This is a genomic window from Achromobacter mucicolens (assembly GCF_029866465.1).
GTDB classification, from domain to species: domain Bacteria; phylum Pseudomonadota; class Gammaproteobacteria; order Burkholderiales; family Burkholderiaceae_B; genus Achromobacter; species Achromobacter mucicolens.
In genome coordinates this window covers 3,658,254-3,675,030 of sequence record NZ_CP123364.1, presented here as the reverse complement: position 1 = coordinate 3,675,030, position 16,777 = coordinate 3,658,254, and the positions used below count along the sequence as shown (strand labels likewise).

At 67.3% G+C, this 16,777-nt stretch carries 13 protein-coding genes; 9 read left to right on the top strand and 4 right to left on the bottom strand.

Annotated elements, in window-relative coordinates; genetic code table 11:
• Nucleotides 1-6 precede the first annotated feature (6 nt).
• From QEP15_RS16785 to QEP15_RS16765, 5 genes are all read left to right on the top strand, one after another.
• Nucleotides 7-1,404: a phosphomannomutase/phosphoglucomutase gene (locus tag QEP15_RS16785; RefSeq protein ID WP_152384959.1), complete on the top strand. Its 1,398-nt coding sequence runs from the start codon at nucleotides 7-9 to the stop codon at nucleotides 1,402-1,404.
• Between the two features lie 13 nt (nucleotides 1,405-1,417).
• Nucleotides 1,418-3,085 carry a glucose-6-phosphate isomerase gene (pgi, locus tag QEP15_RS16780; RefSeq protein ID WP_056323725.1) on the top strand — a complete coding sequence of 556 codons (1,668 nt, stop codon included), beginning with the start codon at nucleotides 1,418-1,420 and terminating at the stop codon, nucleotides 3,083-3,085.
• Between the two features lie 12 nt (nucleotides 3,086-3,097).
• Nucleotides 3,098-4,150, top strand: coding sequence for a UDP-glucose 4-epimerase GalE (gene galE, locus QEP15_RS16775; RefSeq protein ID WP_056323728.1), 1,053 nt, complete (start codon nucleotides 3,098-3,100; stop codon nucleotides 4,148-4,150).
• Between the two features lie 182 nt (nucleotides 4,151-4,332).
• Nucleotides 4,333-5,280, top strand: coding sequence for a serine O-acetyltransferase EpsC (gene epsC, locus QEP15_RS16770; RefSeq protein WP_056323730.1), 948 nt, complete (start codon nucleotides 4,333-4,335; stop codon nucleotides 5,278-5,280).
• A gap of 76 nt (nucleotides 5,281-5,356) precedes the next feature.
• Complete coding sequence (locus QEP15_RS16765) at nucleotides 5,357-6,175, top strand: NAD-dependent protein deacetylase (protein ID WP_175155893.1); 819 nt, start codon at nucleotides 5,357-5,359, stop codon at nucleotides 6,173-6,175.
• Nucleotides 6,176-6,334: 159 nt separating this feature from the next.
• On the opposite strand, the gene QEP15_RS16760 is transcribed toward QEP15_RS16765, so the two are convergent.
• The 3 genes from QEP15_RS16760 to QEP15_RS16750 form a co-directional block, all read right to left on the bottom strand.
• A complete protein-coding gene (locus QEP15_RS16760; RefSeq protein ID WP_056323738.1) occupies nucleotides 6,335-7,189 on the bottom strand; it encodes an inositol monophosphatase family protein in 855 nt (284 codons plus the stop codon).
• A 121-nt stretch (nucleotides 7,190-7,310) separates the two neighbouring features.
• Nucleotides 7,311-8,780 (bottom strand): NAD-dependent succinate-semialdehyde dehydrogenase, encoded by a 1,470-nt coding sequence (locus QEP15_RS16755; RefSeq protein ID WP_056323741.1) that lies wholly within the window; start codon nucleotides 8,778-8,780, stop codon nucleotides 7,311-7,313.
• A 142-nt stretch (nucleotides 8,781-8,922) separates the two neighbouring features.
• The gene (locus tag QEP15_RS16750) at nucleotides 8,923-10,185 is read right to left on the bottom strand and encodes a 4-aminobutyrate--2-oxoglutarate transaminase (RefSeq protein WP_175155892.1); all 1,263 of its coding nucleotides are present in this window, start codon (nucleotides 10,183-10,185) and stop codon (nucleotides 8,923-8,925) included.
• A 96-nt stretch (nucleotides 10,186-10,281) separates the two neighbouring features.
• Between QEP15_RS16750 and pdxR the strand changes: the two genes are divergently transcribed.
• Nucleotides 10,282-11,793 (top strand): MocR-like pyridoxine biosynthesis transcription factor PdxR, encoded by a 1,512-nt coding sequence (pdxR, locus tag QEP15_RS16745; RefSeq protein WP_425285958.1) that lies wholly within the window; start codon nucleotides 10,282-10,284, stop codon nucleotides 11,791-11,793.
• A 7-nt stretch (nucleotides 11,794-11,800) separates the two neighbouring features.
• Here the strand turns inward: pdxR and QEP15_RS16740 are convergent, their stop codons facing one another.
• Nucleotides 11,801-12,715, bottom strand: a complete 915-nt coding sequence (locus QEP15_RS16740) for a DUF72 domain-containing protein (RefSeq protein ID WP_280147748.1) — start codon at nucleotides 12,713-12,715, stop codon at nucleotides 11,801-11,803.
• A gap of 114 nt (nucleotides 12,716-12,829) precedes the next feature.
• Between QEP15_RS16740 and QEP15_RS16735 the strand changes: the two genes are divergently transcribed.
• The 3 genes from QEP15_RS16735 (at nucleotide 12,830) to QEP15_RS16725 (ending at nucleotide 16,728) form a co-directional block, all read left to right on the top strand.
• The gene (locus QEP15_RS16735; RefSeq protein WP_280147747.1) at nucleotides 12,830-14,959 is read left to right on the top strand and encodes an ATP-dependent helicase; all 2,130 of its coding nucleotides are present in this window, start codon (nucleotides 12,830-12,832) and stop codon (nucleotides 14,957-14,959) included.
• Between the two features lie 84 nt (nucleotides 14,960-15,043).
• Nucleotides 15,044-16,054 (top strand): magnesium and cobalt transport protein CorA, encoded by a 1,011-nt coding sequence (locus tag QEP15_RS16730; RefSeq protein WP_152384954.1) that lies wholly within the window; start codon nucleotides 15,044-15,046, stop codon nucleotides 16,052-16,054.
• A complete protein-coding gene (locus QEP15_RS16725; RefSeq protein ID WP_180098308.1) occupies nucleotides 16,051-16,728 on the top strand; it encodes a thermonuclease family protein in 678 nt (225 codons plus the stop codon). Before QEP15_RS16730 ends, QEP15_RS16725 begins: the two co-directional genes overlap by 4 nt.
• Nucleotides 16,729-16,777: the final 49 nt, after the last annotated feature.

Sequence of the window (16,777 nt, the reverse complement as noted above, 5' to 3'; positions counted from 1 at the left end):
ACTGGCATGCACGGAACTTTTGGCTGGGACACGCCGCAGATTCTGGATGCGGTTTTCAAGGCCTACGACATACGGGGAACAGTACCGGACGAATTGGATGCAAGGTTTGCCCACAGCCTGGGGATGGCGGTGGGCGCCAAGGCCCACGAGCAGGGCGTGCGGTCGATCGTGGTGGGCCGCGATGGCAGGCTGAGCAGCGTCGAACTGTCCGCGGCGTTGCAGGCGGGGCTGCGTTCGGCGGGCATGCACGTCATCGATATCGGCATGGCGACCACGCCGATGGTGTATTTCACGACCCGGCTGATGGACACCGGCACCGGCATTGCGGTGACGGGCAGCCATAACCCGCCCACGCACAACGGCTTCAAGATCGTGATGGAGGGCGGTTCGTTGTACGGCGACGGGCTGACGGCGCTGCGCGATGCGATGCGCCAGCCGATCGATTCGGCGCCCGTGGCGGGCGGGCGCACGCAGATGCAGATCACCCCGTGCTACGCGGCGCGCCTGGTGGGCGACATCCGCATGGCGCGGCCCATGAAGATCGCCATCGATTGCGGCAGTGGCGTGGCGGGCGCGGTGGCGCCGGGGCTATTTCGGGCGCTTGGCTGCGAGGTCACCGAACTGTTCTGCGAAGTGGATGGCTCTTTTCCGGGGCATCACCCGGATCCGGCCGATCCCCACAACCTGCAGGACCTGATCTATTGCCTGCGCTATTCGGATTGCGAGGTGGGCCTGGCGTTCGACGGCGACGGCGACCGGCTGGGCGTGGTCACAAAATCGGGACAGATCATCTGGCCGGATCGCCAGCTGATCCTGTTCGCCCGCGACGTGCTGGCGCGCAACCCGGGCGCCGAGGTGATCTACGACGTGAAATGCAGCCGCCATGTGGCCCGCGCCATCACCGAGGCGGGCGGCAAGGCGACCATGTGGAAGACAGGGCATTCCCTGATAAAGGCCAAGATGCGGGAGTCGGGAGCGCTACTTGCTGGAGAGATGAGCGGCCACATTTTCTTCAAGGAGCGCTGGTATGGCTTTGACGACGGTATCTACGCCGCCGCCCGCCTGCTGGAAATCCTCTCGTCGGCGCCGGACCCCTCGGCTTTGCTGGAAAGCTTGCCGCAGTCCTGCGCCACCCCCGAATTGAAACTGGAGACCACGGAAGGCGTCGAGCTTGTGCAGGCGCTGCGCGATCAAGGGGAGTTCCCCGGCGCAGTGTCGATCAACGAGCTCGACGGGATCCGTGTGGATTACGCGGATGGCTTCGGCCTTGCGCGACCGTCCAACACCACGCCAACGGTGGTACTCCGGTTCGAAGGAGACAACGTGGCCGCGCTGGCTCGTATCGAGGAGGACTTTCGCAAGGCGTTCAAGCGCATTGCACCTCACATTCGTTTACCGTTCTAAGGAGCATCACGCGATGGGAAAGGCTCAACAGGCGATTGAGGCGTTAAGGGCAGACTCCGGACTGGCAAACAGCCCCGAGTGGATGGCTTTCGCGCAGGCTGCGCAGAACGCCGAACTGGACGCCAGTGCGCTCAAGGTGATCGAGGCGGCAGGCTTGTGCGTGGACCTGACCATGCAGCGCCAGTCGCCGTCGCTGGACGGCGCCGGCATGGCGCTGCTGCAGGCGCGCGGACTGGAAGAGGCGCGCCGCGCGCTGTTTGCCGGGGAACCGGTCAACTGGACTGAAAACCGCGCGGCATGGCATACCGCGCTGCGCGCGGGACGCACGCGCGAACAGCCCGAAGGGCAGGACGCGGATTCCGTCTGCGAGTATTCGCGCATGACCGACTTTGTGCGGCGCGTGGACCAGACGGCGGACTTCTCCACCGTCCTGCACATCGGCATCGGCGGCAGCGACTGGGGCCCGCGCCTGGCGGTGCAGGCCTTCGGCGGACCGCTGCAGCGCCGGCAGATCCGCTTTGTCTCCAACATCTGCGGCCATGCGTTCCATGACGCCGTGGCCGGGCTGGACCCGCGCCGCACGCTGGTGGTGGTGTCGTCCAAATCCTTCACCACGACGGAAACGCTGCACAACGCCCGCGCCGCCATTGCATGGCTCAAGCAGGGCGGGGTGGCCGACGTGTCCGACCATCTGGCGGCGGTCACCGCCAATGCGCCGGCCGCGCGCGCGCTGGGCGTGCCGTCCAGCCAGGTCTTCAAGATGTGCGACTGGGTGGGCGGGCGCTATTCCGTCTGGTCGGTCGCCGGCTTGTCGATCGCGCTGACGGTGGGCGTGGACGTGCTGATCGGCATGCGCGCGGGCGCCGAGGCGATGGACCAGCATTTCCTGCAGACGCCGTTCGCAGCCAACGCGCCGGTGCAACTGGCGCTGGCCGGGCTGGTCAATTGCAGCGTGCTGGGATTCAACTCGCTGAACGTCGCGGCCTATAGCGGGCGCCTCTTGCACCTGGTGACCTATCTGCAGCAGCTGGAGATGGAATCGCTGGGCAAGCGGGTCGCGGGCGATGGCTCGGCAGTCGGCGTGCCGACGGCCCCCATCATCTGGGGCATGCCGGGCACCGACGGCCAGCACACGTTCTTCCAGTGGCTGCATCAAAGCGAGGAAGGCGCGCCGGTCGACTTCATCGCCAGCCTGCAAGGGCATGCCGACAGCCCCGATGCGCATCGCATGCTGCTGGCCAACTGCCTCGCGCAGCGCCAGGCGCTGTTGCGCGGCAAGAGCCTGGAGCAGGCGATGCTGGACGTGGCGCACATCGACAACCAGGAGCGCGCGCTGACGTTGGCGCAGCACATGGTGCATCCGGGCGGCCGGCCGTCGACGCTGATCGTCCTGCGCCAGCTCGATCCGCGCAGCCTGGGCGCGCTGCTGGCCCTGTACGAGCACAAGGTGTTCGTGCAGAGCGTGGTCTGGGGCATCAACCCCTTCGACCAGTACGGCGTGGAACTGGGCAAGCGGCTTGCCAGCGGCATCGAGCGCGAGCTGGCGGTGCCGGTGTCGGCGGGCGTGGTCGACTGGGGCCATGATGCCTCCACGTCGTACTGGATCGACCGCTACCGCAGCCATGCGCAGGCCCCGCGTCCCCGCCATGCGTGGGTGCCGGGCATGGCGGCCCATCTCTGACGGAGCATCGACATGCCGGACACGCACGTGCTGGTGACGGGCGGCGCAGGGTATATCGGCACCCACACGCTGGTGGCGATGATCGCCGCCGGCCTGCGGCCGCTGGTGCTGGACAACTTCAGCAACGGCAGCCGCGAGGCCGTGCGCCGCGTGGAGCAGCTTTGCGGCACGCCGATCCCGCTGGTCGAAGGCGACATCCGTTCGCCCGGGCTGGTGGCCGGCGTGCTGGCGCAGGCGGCGGCACGCGGCATGCCCGTGCAGTCGGTGCTGCACCTGGCCGGGTGCAAGGCGGTGGGCGAATCGGTGGCGAACCCGCTCAAGTATTACGACAACAACGTGCAGGGTTCGCTCGTTCTCTTGCGCACCATGCGTGAGGCGGGCGTGTCGCGGCTGGTGTTCAGCTCGTCGGCCACGGTGTACGGCGAACCGCAATACCTGCCGTTCACCGAGGCCCATCCGCTGGCGCCGGCCAATCCGTATGGCCGCACCAAGCTGATGGTCGAGGAAATGCTGAAGGACGTCTGCGTGGCCGATCCCGCCTTCAGCGCCGTCACGCTGCGCTACTTCAATCCCATCGGCGCGCATCCCAGCGGATTGATCGGCGAGAGCCCGCGCGACCTGCCCAACAATCTCTTTCCGTTCATCACGCAGGTGGCGGTGGGGCGCCAGCCGTTTTTGCGCGTGTTCGGCGACGACTACGACACGCCCGACGGCACCGGCGTGCGCGATTACCTGCACGTCATGGATCTGGCGCGCGGCCATGTGCAGGCGCTGACCTATGCGGAAACCCATCCGGGGTTCGTGGCGGTCAACCTGGGAACGGGGCAGGGCACCAGCGTGATGGAACTGGTCCACGCGTTCGAGCGTGTCAATGGCTGCAAGATTCCGCTGCGCGTCCTGCCGCGGCGGCCGGGCGATGTCGAGCGCATGTGGGCCGATCCGGCGCTGGCGGCGTCGCTGTTGGGCTGGTCCAGCACGCACGGCGTGGACGCCATGTGCGCGGACGGGTGGCGCTGGCAGCAGGGCAATCCGCAGGGCTACGAGGTCGAGCCGGCAACGGCATAACCCCAACGCCATATCGGATGACTTTCGGCCTGCGCGCCAGAGCGGTTACAGTTGACGGAATTATTGCGAAGCAGCATTGCCCGGAGCCTTGCCCCGGGGGCTTCGCACCGTCAGCGAGGCAAACCCATGTTCGTTATTCATCCGACTGCCGGAACCGCCGGCTCCCTGTCCGGAGTCCGGCAATGAGCGGCCCCACCCATTTCCCCACCGCGCACTGGAACCTGGACGGCATCGTGTCCGGCCTGCGTGAGGCCCGCGTCGCCTGGCGCGGCCCGCGCGGCCGCCTGCGCGACGATGCCGGGTTGCGCGAGTTCCCTTCTCAAGAGAGCCTGCGCCAGATCGTCAAGGATCTCTGTGGCGCCTTGTTCCCGATGCGCCTGGGTCCCATCGACCTGCGCGAGGAAGTCGAGGACTTCTACGTCGGCCACACCATTGGCGCCGCGCTCGATGCGCTGCTGCATCAGGTCTGTCTGGAACTGCAATACGAAGGCCGGCATGACCCAGCCCTGCAGGCCGACACGCAACAGCGTGCCACGGAGATCGTGCGCCAGTTCGGCGCCCAACTGCCGGCCGTGCGCGCCGCGCTCGACCTGGATGTGATGGCCGCCTATCAGGGCGACCCGGCCGCGCACAACGTGGACGAAGTGCTGCTGTGCTATCCCGGCGTGGCGGCAATGATCCATCATCGTCTTGCCAATGTCCTGTATCGCCTGGGCGTGCCGATGCTGGCGCGTATCGTGGCCGAGATCGCTCACGCCGACACCGGCATCGACATTCATCCGGGCGCGACCATCGGCCGCAGCTTTTTCATCGACCACGGCACGGGCGTCGTGATTGGCGAAACCGCCATCATTGGCGACCGCGTGCGGCTCTACCAGATGGTCACGCTGGGCGCCAAGCGCTTCCCGCCTGGCGAAAACGGCGAACTCAAGAAGGGCCTGGCGCGCCACCCGCTGATCGAGGACGATGTCGTGATCTACGCGGGCGCCACGATCCTGGGCCGCGTGACGATCGGCAAGGGATCGACCATTGGCGGCAATGTGTGGCTCACGCGCAGCGTGCCGCCGGGCAGCAATGTGACGCAGGCAAGCCTGGTCAGCGACATGCCCGATTGCGGGCTGGGCGGCTGAGGGCCGCGGCTCGCGCGGCGCGAGCTGCGGCGCGCGGGTGTGGCCATCGCGGGTGCGTCAATTCGAGGAGCGAGGATTGGATACAGCAGTTCCGGAGCTGGCCGCGCTGCGCGGCTTCATCGACCGCCATCCGCGGCTCTTCGTCCTGACCGGGGCCGGCGTCAGCACCGACTCGGGCATCCCTGACTATCGCGACACCGAAGGCGAATGGAAACGCCAGCCGCCCATGACGCTGCAGATGTTCATGGGCGGCGAACTGGCCCGCGCGCGCTATTGGGCGCGCAGCATGGTGGGCTGGCGCCGCTTCGGGCACGTTCGGCCCAACGCGTCGCATCTGGCGCTGGCGCGTCTGCAGGCGCGCGGCAACGTCGACATCCTGGTGACCCAGAACGTGGACGGCCTGCACGAGGCCGCGGGCAGCCGCGATGTCGTGGACCTGCACGGCCGCCTGGACGCCGTGCGCTGCATGAACTGCGACTGGCGGGGCGGCCGCCACGACTGGCAGGAAAAACTGCACGCGCTGAATCCGGACTGGATGCAGCTGGAGGCCAGCGATGCGCCCGACGGCGACGCCGACCTGGACGGCCACGACTTCTCGCGGTTCGCGGTGCCGCCCTGTCCGCGCTGCGGCGGCATCGTCAAGCCCGACGTGGTGTTCTTCGGCGAGACGGTCCCGCGCGAGCGCGTGGAGCGCGCCAATGCGGGCCTGGAAAGCGCCGACGCGGTGCTGGTGGTGGGCTCGTCCCTGATGGTGTATTCGGGCTATCGCTTCGTCACCGCCGCGTCGCGTAACGGCTTGCCCATCGCCGCCATCAATCTGGGACGCACCCGCGCCGACAGCCTGCTGACCCTGAAAGTGGAACTGCCCTGCGCGGTGGCGCTGGAAGCGCTTTAAGAAGAAGCGGGTCGGCCGGTTTTTGAGCGGTCTAAGCAAGTGCTTGCCCGGCAACGCTTTTTTCGGCCGGTTACAGACCTTTCCATAGGGTTGTCCACAGGAACTGGGGATAACTCCTAGGGATAACCCCAGTTTTTCGGGGTGGTTTCAAGCGCGCTGTCAAGTCTCGATGGATTCCAATGCGTCCCCCAGCAGCGCCTTGCGCGCCGCATGCCAGCTTCCGGCGTCAGGGGCGTAGAGCAATCCGCCCGTGCGGTGGGTGGGCTTGTAGGGCGAGCCGTCGAAATGCGCCGCATAGCCGCCCGCTTCCCGATGCAGCAGCCAGCCGGCAGCGTGATCCCACGCGGTCAGCTGGTTGTACAGCGCCACATGGCAATGGCCCGCGGCAAGCATGCGGTATTCGTGCGCGGCGCAGCGCAGCGAGGCTGTGCTGCCCAGCTGCGAGAGGTTGCCATTGACGGTGGTACGCAGCGGCTCGGGCAGGGCGCCGGTGGAGATCATGCCGTCCATGTCATGCGGGGGCGCGGGGCTGGCAACCGCCAGCGGCGCCCGCTTGCCGTTTTCGAATTCCAGCCAGGCGCCTTCGCCGCGCACCGCCAGCGCGCTGTCGCGGCTGACCGGGTCGTAGATCACGCCAGCGATCACGTCGCCGCGATGGCAGGCCGCGATCATCATGCCGAACAGCGGCAGGCCCGCGACGTAGTTGCGCGTGCCGTCGATGGGGTCGATGAGGAATGCGAGGTCGGCGTCGACCAGCATGTTCAAGAGGGCGGGATTGCGCGCCGAGGCTTCTTCGCCGATCAGCACGGCGCCGGGATGCAGCTTGGCCAGTCGCGCGGCGATCAGGCGTTCGGCGGCCTCGTCGGCGTCGGTGACCAGATCGCGCGGGGAGGTCTTGCCGCGCACGGCGCCTTCTGGCAGGTTGCGAAACCGCGGCATGACTTCCGCCTGCGCGGTTTCCGCCAGGATGGCCGCCAGCCTGCGGGTGTCCTCAAGGGTGAAGGTTCTGCTCATACGGACTCTTCCAGGGAACGCGCAAATCTAACACGCCTGGATGGTATCGGAATGAACACGGCGCGCACATCGGCCACGCGGTCGACAGGCGCGCGCGGCGGGCCGCCGCGCGCGCCTGATTTCATGCGCCGAGGTCGACGCAGAGGTACTTGATCTCCAGGTACTCTTCGATGCCGTACTTGGAGCCTTCGCGGCCAAGGCCCGACTGCTTGACGCCGCCGAACGGGCCGACCTCGTTGGAGATGAGGCCGGTGTTGATGCCGACGATGCCGTATTCCAGCGCTTCGGACACGCGCCAGATGCGGGCATAGTCGCGCGTGAAGAAGTACGCGGCCAGGCCGAAGATGGTGTCGTTGGCCATGCCGATGACTTCGTCCTCGGACTCGAAGCGGAACAGCGGCGCGACCGGCCCGAAGGTTTCCTCGCTGGCAAAGCGCATCGATTGCGTCACGTCGCGCACCACGGTGGGTTCGAAGAACGTGCCGCCCTTCGCGTGCGGCTTGCCGCCCGCGATGACCTTGGCGCCGTGCGCGGTGGCGTCGGCGATGTGCTCCTGCACCTTCTCGACCGCGTTGCGGTCGATCAGCGGACCCTGCGTCACGCCGTCTTCAAAGCCGTCGCCCACCTTCATGGCGTTGACCTTGTCGACCAGGCGCTTGGCGACTTCCTCGTACACGCCGGCCTGCACGTAGATGCGGTTGGCGCACACGCAGGTCTGGCCGGCATTGCGGTACTTCGAGGCCAGAATGCCGTCGACCGCGCGGTCCAGGTCGGCGTCGTCGAACACGATGAAGGGCGCGTTTCCGCCCAGTTCGAGCGACAGCTTCTTGATGGTGGGCGCGCATTGCTCCATCAGCGTGCGGCCGACTTCAGTCGAGCCGGTGAAGCTCAGCTTGCGCACCACGTCGCTTTCGCACAGGGCCGCGCCGATGTCGCGCGAGCTGCCGGTGATGACGTGAAAGACGCCGGCCGGCACGCCGGCCTCTTCGGCCAGCACGGCCAGCGCCAGCGCGGTCAGCGGCGTCTGCTGGGCGGGCTTGACGATCATGGTGCAGCCGGCGGCCAGGGCCGGGCCGGCCTTTCGGGTGATCATCGCGGCCGGGAAGTTCCAGGGCGTGATCGCGGCGGTGACGCCGATGGGCTGCTTGAGCGCCATCAGGCGTTGGCCGGCCTTGGGGCTTTGCAGGATGTCGCCGTCGACGCGCTTGGCTTCCTCGGCAAACCACTCCAGGAACGAGGCCGCGTAGGCGATTTCGCCGGCCGCCTCGGTGACGGGCTTGCCCTGTTCGGACGTCATGATGGCAGCCAGGTCTTTCTGGTTCTGCATCATCAGTTGCGCCCACTTCAGCAGGATCGCGGCGCGTTCCTTGCCGGTCTTGGCGGCCCAGGCGGGCAGCGCGGCCTGGGCGCTGGCGATGGCCTGTTCGGTTTCCTTGCGGCCCAGCTTGGGCACCGACACGATGGTCTTGCCGGTGGACGGATTGTCGACGGGGATCGATGCGCCTTCGCCGGCGCCAACCCACTTGCCGTTGATGTAGCAGGCGTCGCGCAGCAGGTCGGGACGGGCGAGGGGATGGGACAGTGCTGTCATTTGGGAGTCTCCTTGATGGGTGCGGCGGGCCAAGCGACGACGGGCGCGGCAGGGTTCAGGCTTGAGATCCAAGCCGGGAACCTGCTACGCCCGCAATCGTTATGCCCGCCGGCCGAATAACCGGTTAGTCAGGGCTCGCGCCTCAAGCGGCAAGCGCCTCGGACAGGATGTCCAGCGCGCGTGCGAACTGGGCGTCGGGAATGGTCAAGGGATACAGGAAGCGCAGGACGTTTCCGTATACACCGCAGCTTAGCAAAATCAGGCCGGCGTCGAGGGCGCGCTTCTGCACGCGCTTGACCGCTTCGGCGTCGGGCTTGCCCGCCGCGTCGTTCAGTTCCAGCGCGACCATCGAACCCAGGCCGCGCACGTCGGCGATGCCGGGCACCTTGCCGCGCAGGCCTTCCAGGTGGGCGCGCAGCTTGTCGCCCAATTTGGTGGCGCGTTCGCACAGCTTTTCCTCGGCGATGACGTCCAGCACGGCGTGCGCCGCGGCCACGGCCAGCGGATTGCCGGCGTACGTGCCGCCCAGGCCGCCCGCGGCAGGGCCGTCCATGATCTCGGCGCGGCCGACGATGCCGGAGATGGGGAAGCCGCCGCCCAGGCTCTTGGCCATCGTGATGATGTCGGCCTGCACGGTGTGATGCTCCATCGCGAACAGCTTGCCGGTGCGGCCAAAGCCCGTCTGGACTTCGTCGGCGATCAGCAAGATGCCGTGCTCGTCGCAGACCTTGCGCAGCGCCGTCATCAGTTCGGGCGGCGTGATGTTGAAGCCGCCTTCGCCCTGCACGGGCTCGATGATGATGGCCGCGACGCGCTTCGGATCGATGTCGACCTTGAACAGCAGGTCCAGCGCCTTGAGCGAATCGGCCACGCTGATCGATTGCGTGGCGTTGGGGAACGGCACGTGATAGATGTCGCCGGGCATGGGGCCGAACGACAGCTTGTAGGGGGCGACCTTGCCGGTCAGCGCCATGCCCAGCATCGTGCGGCCATGGAACGAGCCGGAGAAGGCAATGACGCCCGAGCGGCCGGTGGCCGAGCGTGCGATCTTCACGGCGTTCTCGACGGCTTCGACGCCGGTCGTGAAGAAGGCGGTCTTCTTCAGGCCATCGATGGGGGCCACGCGGTTGATGCGCTCGGCGAGCGAGATGTAGCCTTCGTACGGCACGATCTGATAGGCCGTGTGCGTGAAGTTGTCCAGCTGCGCGGCGACCGCGGCCTTGACCTTCGGGTGCAGGTGGCCCGTGTTCAGCACGGCGATGCCGCCTGCGAAGTCGATGTATTCCTTGCCTTCGGCATCCCACAGCGTGGCGTTTTCCGCGCGCACGGCATAGAAGTCGCACATGACGCCGACGCCGCGGGGCGTGGCCAGGGAACGGCGGGTATTCAGATCCTGATTCTTCATCTCGGTCTCGATGAGAGTGATGGGCGGTAAAGCACTTATTTAATGCTACGATGGCCCCACTTGTGGGAACCACTTTAATAATTCAGGTAGAACCAATTGCGGTCCATCGTCGGTGACTTGCTGCTGCTGCGCCTGGCCGATGGCGCCAGCGAGCCCATGAACAAGCGGCTCTACCGCGGCATCCGTGAAGCCATCCTGGATGGATCCATAGCCGCGGACTCGCGCCTGCCCGCCACGCGGGACTTGGCGGCTGAGCTGGGCATTGCACGCAACACGGTCGTGCACGTCTACAGCCAGCTGCTCGCCGAGGGCTATACCCGCAGCCGGCAGGGCAATGGCACTTTCGTCAATGCGTCGGTGCCGGACTCCTATCTGGCCAGCGGCCGCCGCGCGCGCCAGGCGCACGAGGCGGCTTCGCGTCCCTCGCTGTCGCCGCGCGGCGCGGCCATCGTCGATGGCGTGTCGGCCTCGCCCTACCAGTGGGGGGCGTTCATGCCGGGGGTGCCCGACCTGACCGAGTTTCCGCACAAGAAGTTTGGCCGCATCTTCAGCGCGCTATGGCGCAACCCCGCGCCGGACCTGCTGACGTATTCCTACGGCGGCGGGCTGCCGGCGCTGCGCGAGGCGCTGGCGCAGCACCTGGCGTTGACCCGGTCGATCGACTGCGATCCCGAACAGATCATCATCACCGAAGGCTCGCACCAGGCCATCGACCTGACCACGCGCATCCTGGGCGAGGCGGGCGAAACGGCTTGGGTCGAGGACCCCGGCTACTGGGGCGCGCGCACCATCCTGCAGGCCAACGGACTGCGCACGGTGCACCTGCCCGTGGACGAAGAAGGCATGCGGCTGCCAGACACCGTGGGCACGCCGCCGCGGTTCATCTTCGTCACGCCTTCGCACCAGTATCCGCTGGGGCCGGTCATGTCGCTGGCCCGCCGGCGGCAACTGCTGGCGGTGGCGCGGCAATGCGGCAGCTGGATCATCGAAGACGACTACGACAGCGAATTCCGCTTCTCGGGCAGGCCGATCGCGTCGCTGCTGGGCCTGGAGTCCGATGCGCCGGTGATCTACATGGGCACGTTCAGCAAGACGCTGTATCCCGGTCTGCGCGTGGGCTATCTGGTGCTGCCCAAGCCGCTGACCGCGGCATTCCAGGCCGCGCACGCGGAGCTGTACCGCGAGGGTCACCTGATGACGCACGCGGCGCTGGCAACGTTCATTTCCGAAGGCCATTACGCGGCGCACATCCGCCGCATGCGCATGCTGTACGGCCGCCGCCGCGCCATGCTCGTGAACCTGATCGAGCGGCGGCTGGGACCGGACTGGCTGCATCGCGACGCCAGCATGGCCGGCCTGCATCTGGTGCTGACCCTGCCGCCCGACATGGACGACCTGCGCGTGGTCGAGGTGGCCCGCAGCAAGGGCGTGCTGACGCGGGCGCTATCGCGCTACTACGTAAACGACGAAGGACGCCGGCCGGGGCTGTTGCTGGGCTACGCCTGCGTGCCGGAGCACGACATCGCACGCAAGTTCGAGGTGCTGCTGGAGAGTCTGGCCGAAGTGGCGCGGCCCTTGGCGCGGCCTGCCGCCAAGGCGGGAGCCTGATACCCGTTTACACGCCCGGCAGCGTCAGCGCCGAGGCGAAGGCGGCGGCGTTGCGCATGCCCTGGTCTTCGAAGTTGGTGTTGAACACCGCGTGGGCCTGTCCCGATTGCGAGGCCAGCCGGGTGAAGCGGGCGACCAGTTCGGCCAGTTCCGCTTCCGAGTACTCGTACTGGAACCTTCCCGACGACGCGGCGCCCGAGGCGTTCCAGGTAGCCGCGTTGCGCCCGTGCAGGCGCAGCAGCGTCAGGTCCGGATGGGTGCTTTCCCAGACCGCAGGCACCGTGTTGTCAAAGCCTTGCGGCGCGTCCACGACGGTGTGCACCACGCCCAGATCGCGCTCGAAGGCCAGCGTGTTCGCCGTCGCGCTGGCGGTCTCGAACCAGCTGCGGTGGCGGAATTCCACGGACACCAGGTGTTCCTCCATGCGCCGCGCGCAGTCGGCCACGCGCGCCATGCCCCGGGCGTCCCGCCGTATCCAGGGCGGAAACTGGAAATGCACCGCACCCAGCTTGCCCGGCATCCGCAAGGGCTCGATGGCCAACTGGTAGCGCCGCCAGAGTTCGTCGCGCAGGTCGGCGGGCATTCGGTCGTGGTAGATGACCGGATCCGGCCAGTCGGCCAATTCGCGCTGGATGTCGCCGGGCAGGGCGGCGAGCGGCGTCTGGTGGCCGGTAAACAGCCGGAAGGCCTTGATGTTGAAGACGAAATTGTCCGGCGTGCGGGTGGCCCACCGGTGCGCGTTGTCGGGCGTGGGCATCGCGTAGAAGCTGGAGTCGACCTCGGCCAGCGAAAAGCGCGACGCGTAAAAGCGCAGCCGGGATTCGGCGCTGCGGGCGTCGGGCGGATAAAAGCGGCCGCAGGCCAGCAGGGTGGGGTCGGTCCAGGAGGCGGTGCCGGTCAGGATGCGGGGGAAATCGGGCATGGCGCCGGGGCGGTTCAGACGGATTCGCAAAAATTCTGTATAAATATACAGTGTTCATCCGGAGCCAGCCTTGGCTCCTTCCTTTTTGCGGCCGCAGCGCTGCGGCTCCGCGACATGCCAGACCAAGATCCTCTTTCGCATACTCCCGACAACGACAGCGCCGCCGCGCGAGCTGCCGAGCGGCCCGATCCGTTGGCCGACCTGAATCCCGCCCAGCGCGAAGCGGCCGAATTCGGCGTGGCCGGCGCGCCCGGCAACGATGGCCCATTGCTGGTCATCGCGGGGGCAGGGTCGGGCAAGACCAACACGCTTGCGCATCGCGTGGCCCACCTGATCCTGAACGGGGCGGACCCCCAGCGCATGCTGCTGCTGACGTTTTCGCGCCGCGCGGCGCTGGAAATGGAGCGGCGCGTGGGATCGGTGCTGCAGCGGGTGATGAACTTGCGTGCGTCGCAGCAGGCGCCGTCGCTGCCGTGGGCGGGCACCTTCCATGCGATCGGCGCGCGGCTCTTGCGCGACTGCGCCCAGCGCATCGGGTTGTCCGAGGCCTTCACCATCCACGACCGCGGCGATGCCGAGGACCTGATGGGCATGGTGCGCCATGAACTTGGCCTGTCCTCCACCAAATCGCGCTTTCCGCTCAAAGGGACATGCCTGGCGATCTATTCGCGCGTGGTCAACAGCCAGACGCCCGTGGGCGACGTGCTCAAGACCTCGTTTCCGTGGTGCGCCCAATGGGAGGACGAGCTCAAGAACCTGTTCCGCGCGTACGTCGCGGCCAAGCAGGATCAGCAGGTGCTGGACTACGACGACCTGCTGCTGTACTGGTCCGAGATGATGTCGGACGAGGAAATCGCGGCCGACGTGGGTGCGCGATTCGATCACGTGCTGGTTGACGAATACCAGGACACGAACCGGCTGCAATCGGCAATCCTCCTGGCCATGAAACCGGACGGCCGGGGCTTGACGGTGGTGGGCGACGACGCGCAGTCCATCTATTCGTTCCGCGCGGCCACGGTGCGCAACATCCTGGACTTTCCGAATCTCTTTCCAACGCCTGCGCGCGTCATCACGCTGGACCGCAACTACCGGTCCTCGCAACCCATCCTGAACGCCTCGAACGCGGTGATCGCGCAGGCGACCGAACGCTATGCCAAGGACCTCTGGACCGATCGCAAGTCCTCGCAGATGCCCGAGCTGGTGACGGTCAGCGACGAAGCCGGCCAGGCGCGTTGGGTGGCTGACCAGGTGCTTGCGCAGCGCGAGGGCGGCGCGACGCTCAAGTCGCAGGCGGCGCTGTTTCGCACGGCCAGCCACAGCGCCGCGCTGGAACTGGAGCTGACCCGCCGCAACATTCCGTTCGTCAAATTCGGCGGGCTGCGCTTTCTGGAAGCGGCGCACGTGAAGGATCTACTGTCGATCCTGCGATGGGCCGAGAATCCGCGCGGACGCATGGCGGGTTTCCGGGTTGCGCAGCTGATGCCGGGCATCGGGCCGGCGACGGCGGGCAAGCTGATGGACGCCATGTCCGCCTCGGCCGAGCCGCTGCGCACGCTGCGCGAATTCAAGCCCGGCGCGGCGGCCCAGGAAGAGTGGGGCGCTTTTGCAGACACCTACGCCGCGTTGTGCGACCCCACCCTGAAGTGGCCGGCCGACGTGGACCTGGCGCTGCGCTGGTACAACGGCCAGCTCGAGCGCCTGTACGACGATGCGCGCGTGCGCAAGACCGACCTGGACCAGCTGGTGCGCATCGCGTCGGGCTACCCGTCGCGCGAGCGCTTCCTGACCGAGCTGACGCTGGACCCGCCCGACGCCACCAGTGATGAATCTGGCGCGCCGCTGCGCGACGAGGACTACATGATCCTGTCCACCATCCATTCGGCCAAGGGCCAGGAATGGAAGGCGGTGTATGTGCTGAACGTCGTGGATGGCTGCATTCCGTCGGACATGAGCACGGGCACCGCCGAAGAGATCGAGGAAGAGCGCCGGCTGCTATACGTGGCCATGACGCGGGCCAAGGAACGGCTTCAACTCGTCGTGCCGCAGCGCTTTTACGTGCACCAGCAGACGGGCATGGGCGACCGGCACGTTTATGGCTCGCGCACGCGGTTCATCACCAATGCGATGCTGCCGCTCTTTGATCACCTGCCCAAGCTGCCCGACCTGCCGCCCGGACGGGCCGAGCCGCGCGAGCCGCAGGCCCCGCGCATCGACGTGGCCAAGCGGGTGCGCAGCCTTTTCTGAGCCAGCGGCCCGTCAGCGGGCTGGGCTATCATCGGCCGATAACCACACGCTGCGCGGCAGGGATCGATTTGTCCGAGGAAGTCTATGTCTACTGAAGCACAAGCCGCCGACGCGCCCAAGGGCGAGGTCGTGGCATCGATCGCCTACGTGAACGGACGGCGGGACCGCGAGGTCCCCCTTGCAGAAGCCGGCCAGTACGTCGCCCAGCGCCAGGGTCAGAGCATGTTGTGGATCGGCCTGCGCAACCCCAGCCCCGAAACGCTTGCCAAGGTGGCGCGCGAACTGGGCGCCTGCGACAAGAACCAGGAAGAGATGTTGGAAACCCACCGGCGTCCCAAGATCATCGACTACGGCAACATGATCCTGATCGTCGCCATCACGGTCGAGGTCGAGGCTGAACGTCCCATCTTTGGCGAGACGCAGTTCCTGATCGGCGACGGCTTTCTGGTCACGGTGCGGCGCGGCGCCACGGCGGGCCACAGCCCGCTGCGCGAGCGCCTGGAGGCCTCGCCCGACCTGCTCAAGCGCGGCAGCGATTATGTGGCGTCCGAACTGCTGGATTGGCTGGTGGACCGTTATGTCTCGGCGGCCGTCAAGATCGAGAGCGTCGTCGAAGGCGCGGAGCAAAAGCTCCTGATCCGCGGCGCCAAGGACTCGGATATCCGCAGGCTGTACCGTCAACGCCGCGACCTGCTGCGCATCCATACGGTGGTCTCGCCGCTGGCCGAGATCTGCCGCCGGCTGGCGCGGGTCGAAATGTCCGCCGTCGACGAGCACGCGCGGCCCTACTTCGGCGAAGTGGCCGACCGGGTGTTGCGGGTGGATGAACTGTTCAATTCACTGCGCGAGTCGCTGGCGTTCGCCTTTGAAGCCAGCCTGATGATCGGGCAGGCGGCGCAGAACGACACCACGCGCAAACTGGCCTCCTGGGCCGCCATCCTGGCCGTGCCTACCGCCATCGCCGGCATCTACGGCATGAACTTCGAATTCATGCCCGAACTGAAGTCTCCGTGGGGGTATCCGATCACGCTGGGCGTCATCGCGTCCATTTGCTCGGTGCTGTACTGGCGGTTCCGCAAGTCCGGCTGGTTGTGATGCGCCCCAAATCTCCCTTTCGTGGCGGCAGCAAGCTGACCGCCCTTGTCGTTGCCCTGGTTCTGGCGGTGGCGGGTGCCATCGTGAACTGGCTTGAACCGCAGGATTCGGCGCCGCAGCGCCCGGGGCCGACGGCAAGCGGCAAGCCCTCGGCGCCGGCCGCAGGCAAACCGTCGGCCGTGGCGCCTGCGGGTGGTGTGCCACCGGGGAGCTTCACGCTGACCGGCACGATTGTGAACGTGGCGGACGGCGACACCGTGACGCTGCGCGCGCCTGACGGCCAGCGGCGTATCCGGATGGACAGCATCGACGCGCCGGAGGAAGGCCATGGCACGGACCAGCCCGGCCAGCCCGACGCCGAGGCGTCGCGCAAGCACCTGGCAGATCTGGTGGCCGGCAAGACGCTCACGGCGCAGTGCTACGAGCAGGACCAATATGGCCGCGATGTCTGCGCGCTGATCCTGGCCGACGGCCGCTCGGCCAACCGCGTGCAGGTCGAAGCCGGCTACGCCTGGGCCTACACGGCCCGCAAGGGCGATTACCTGCGCGACAAGGCCATGCCGGACCTGCAGCGCCAGGCCAAGGCGGCTGGCCGCGGGCTGTGGGCGCGTCCGGACCCCGTGCAGCCCTGGAAGTGGCGCTACGACTGCTGGCGCCAGCGCCAGTGCGGCTGAAGGCCGCCACCCCCGCATTTCGTCCCTAGGGGGATGCCGGGGTACTTCC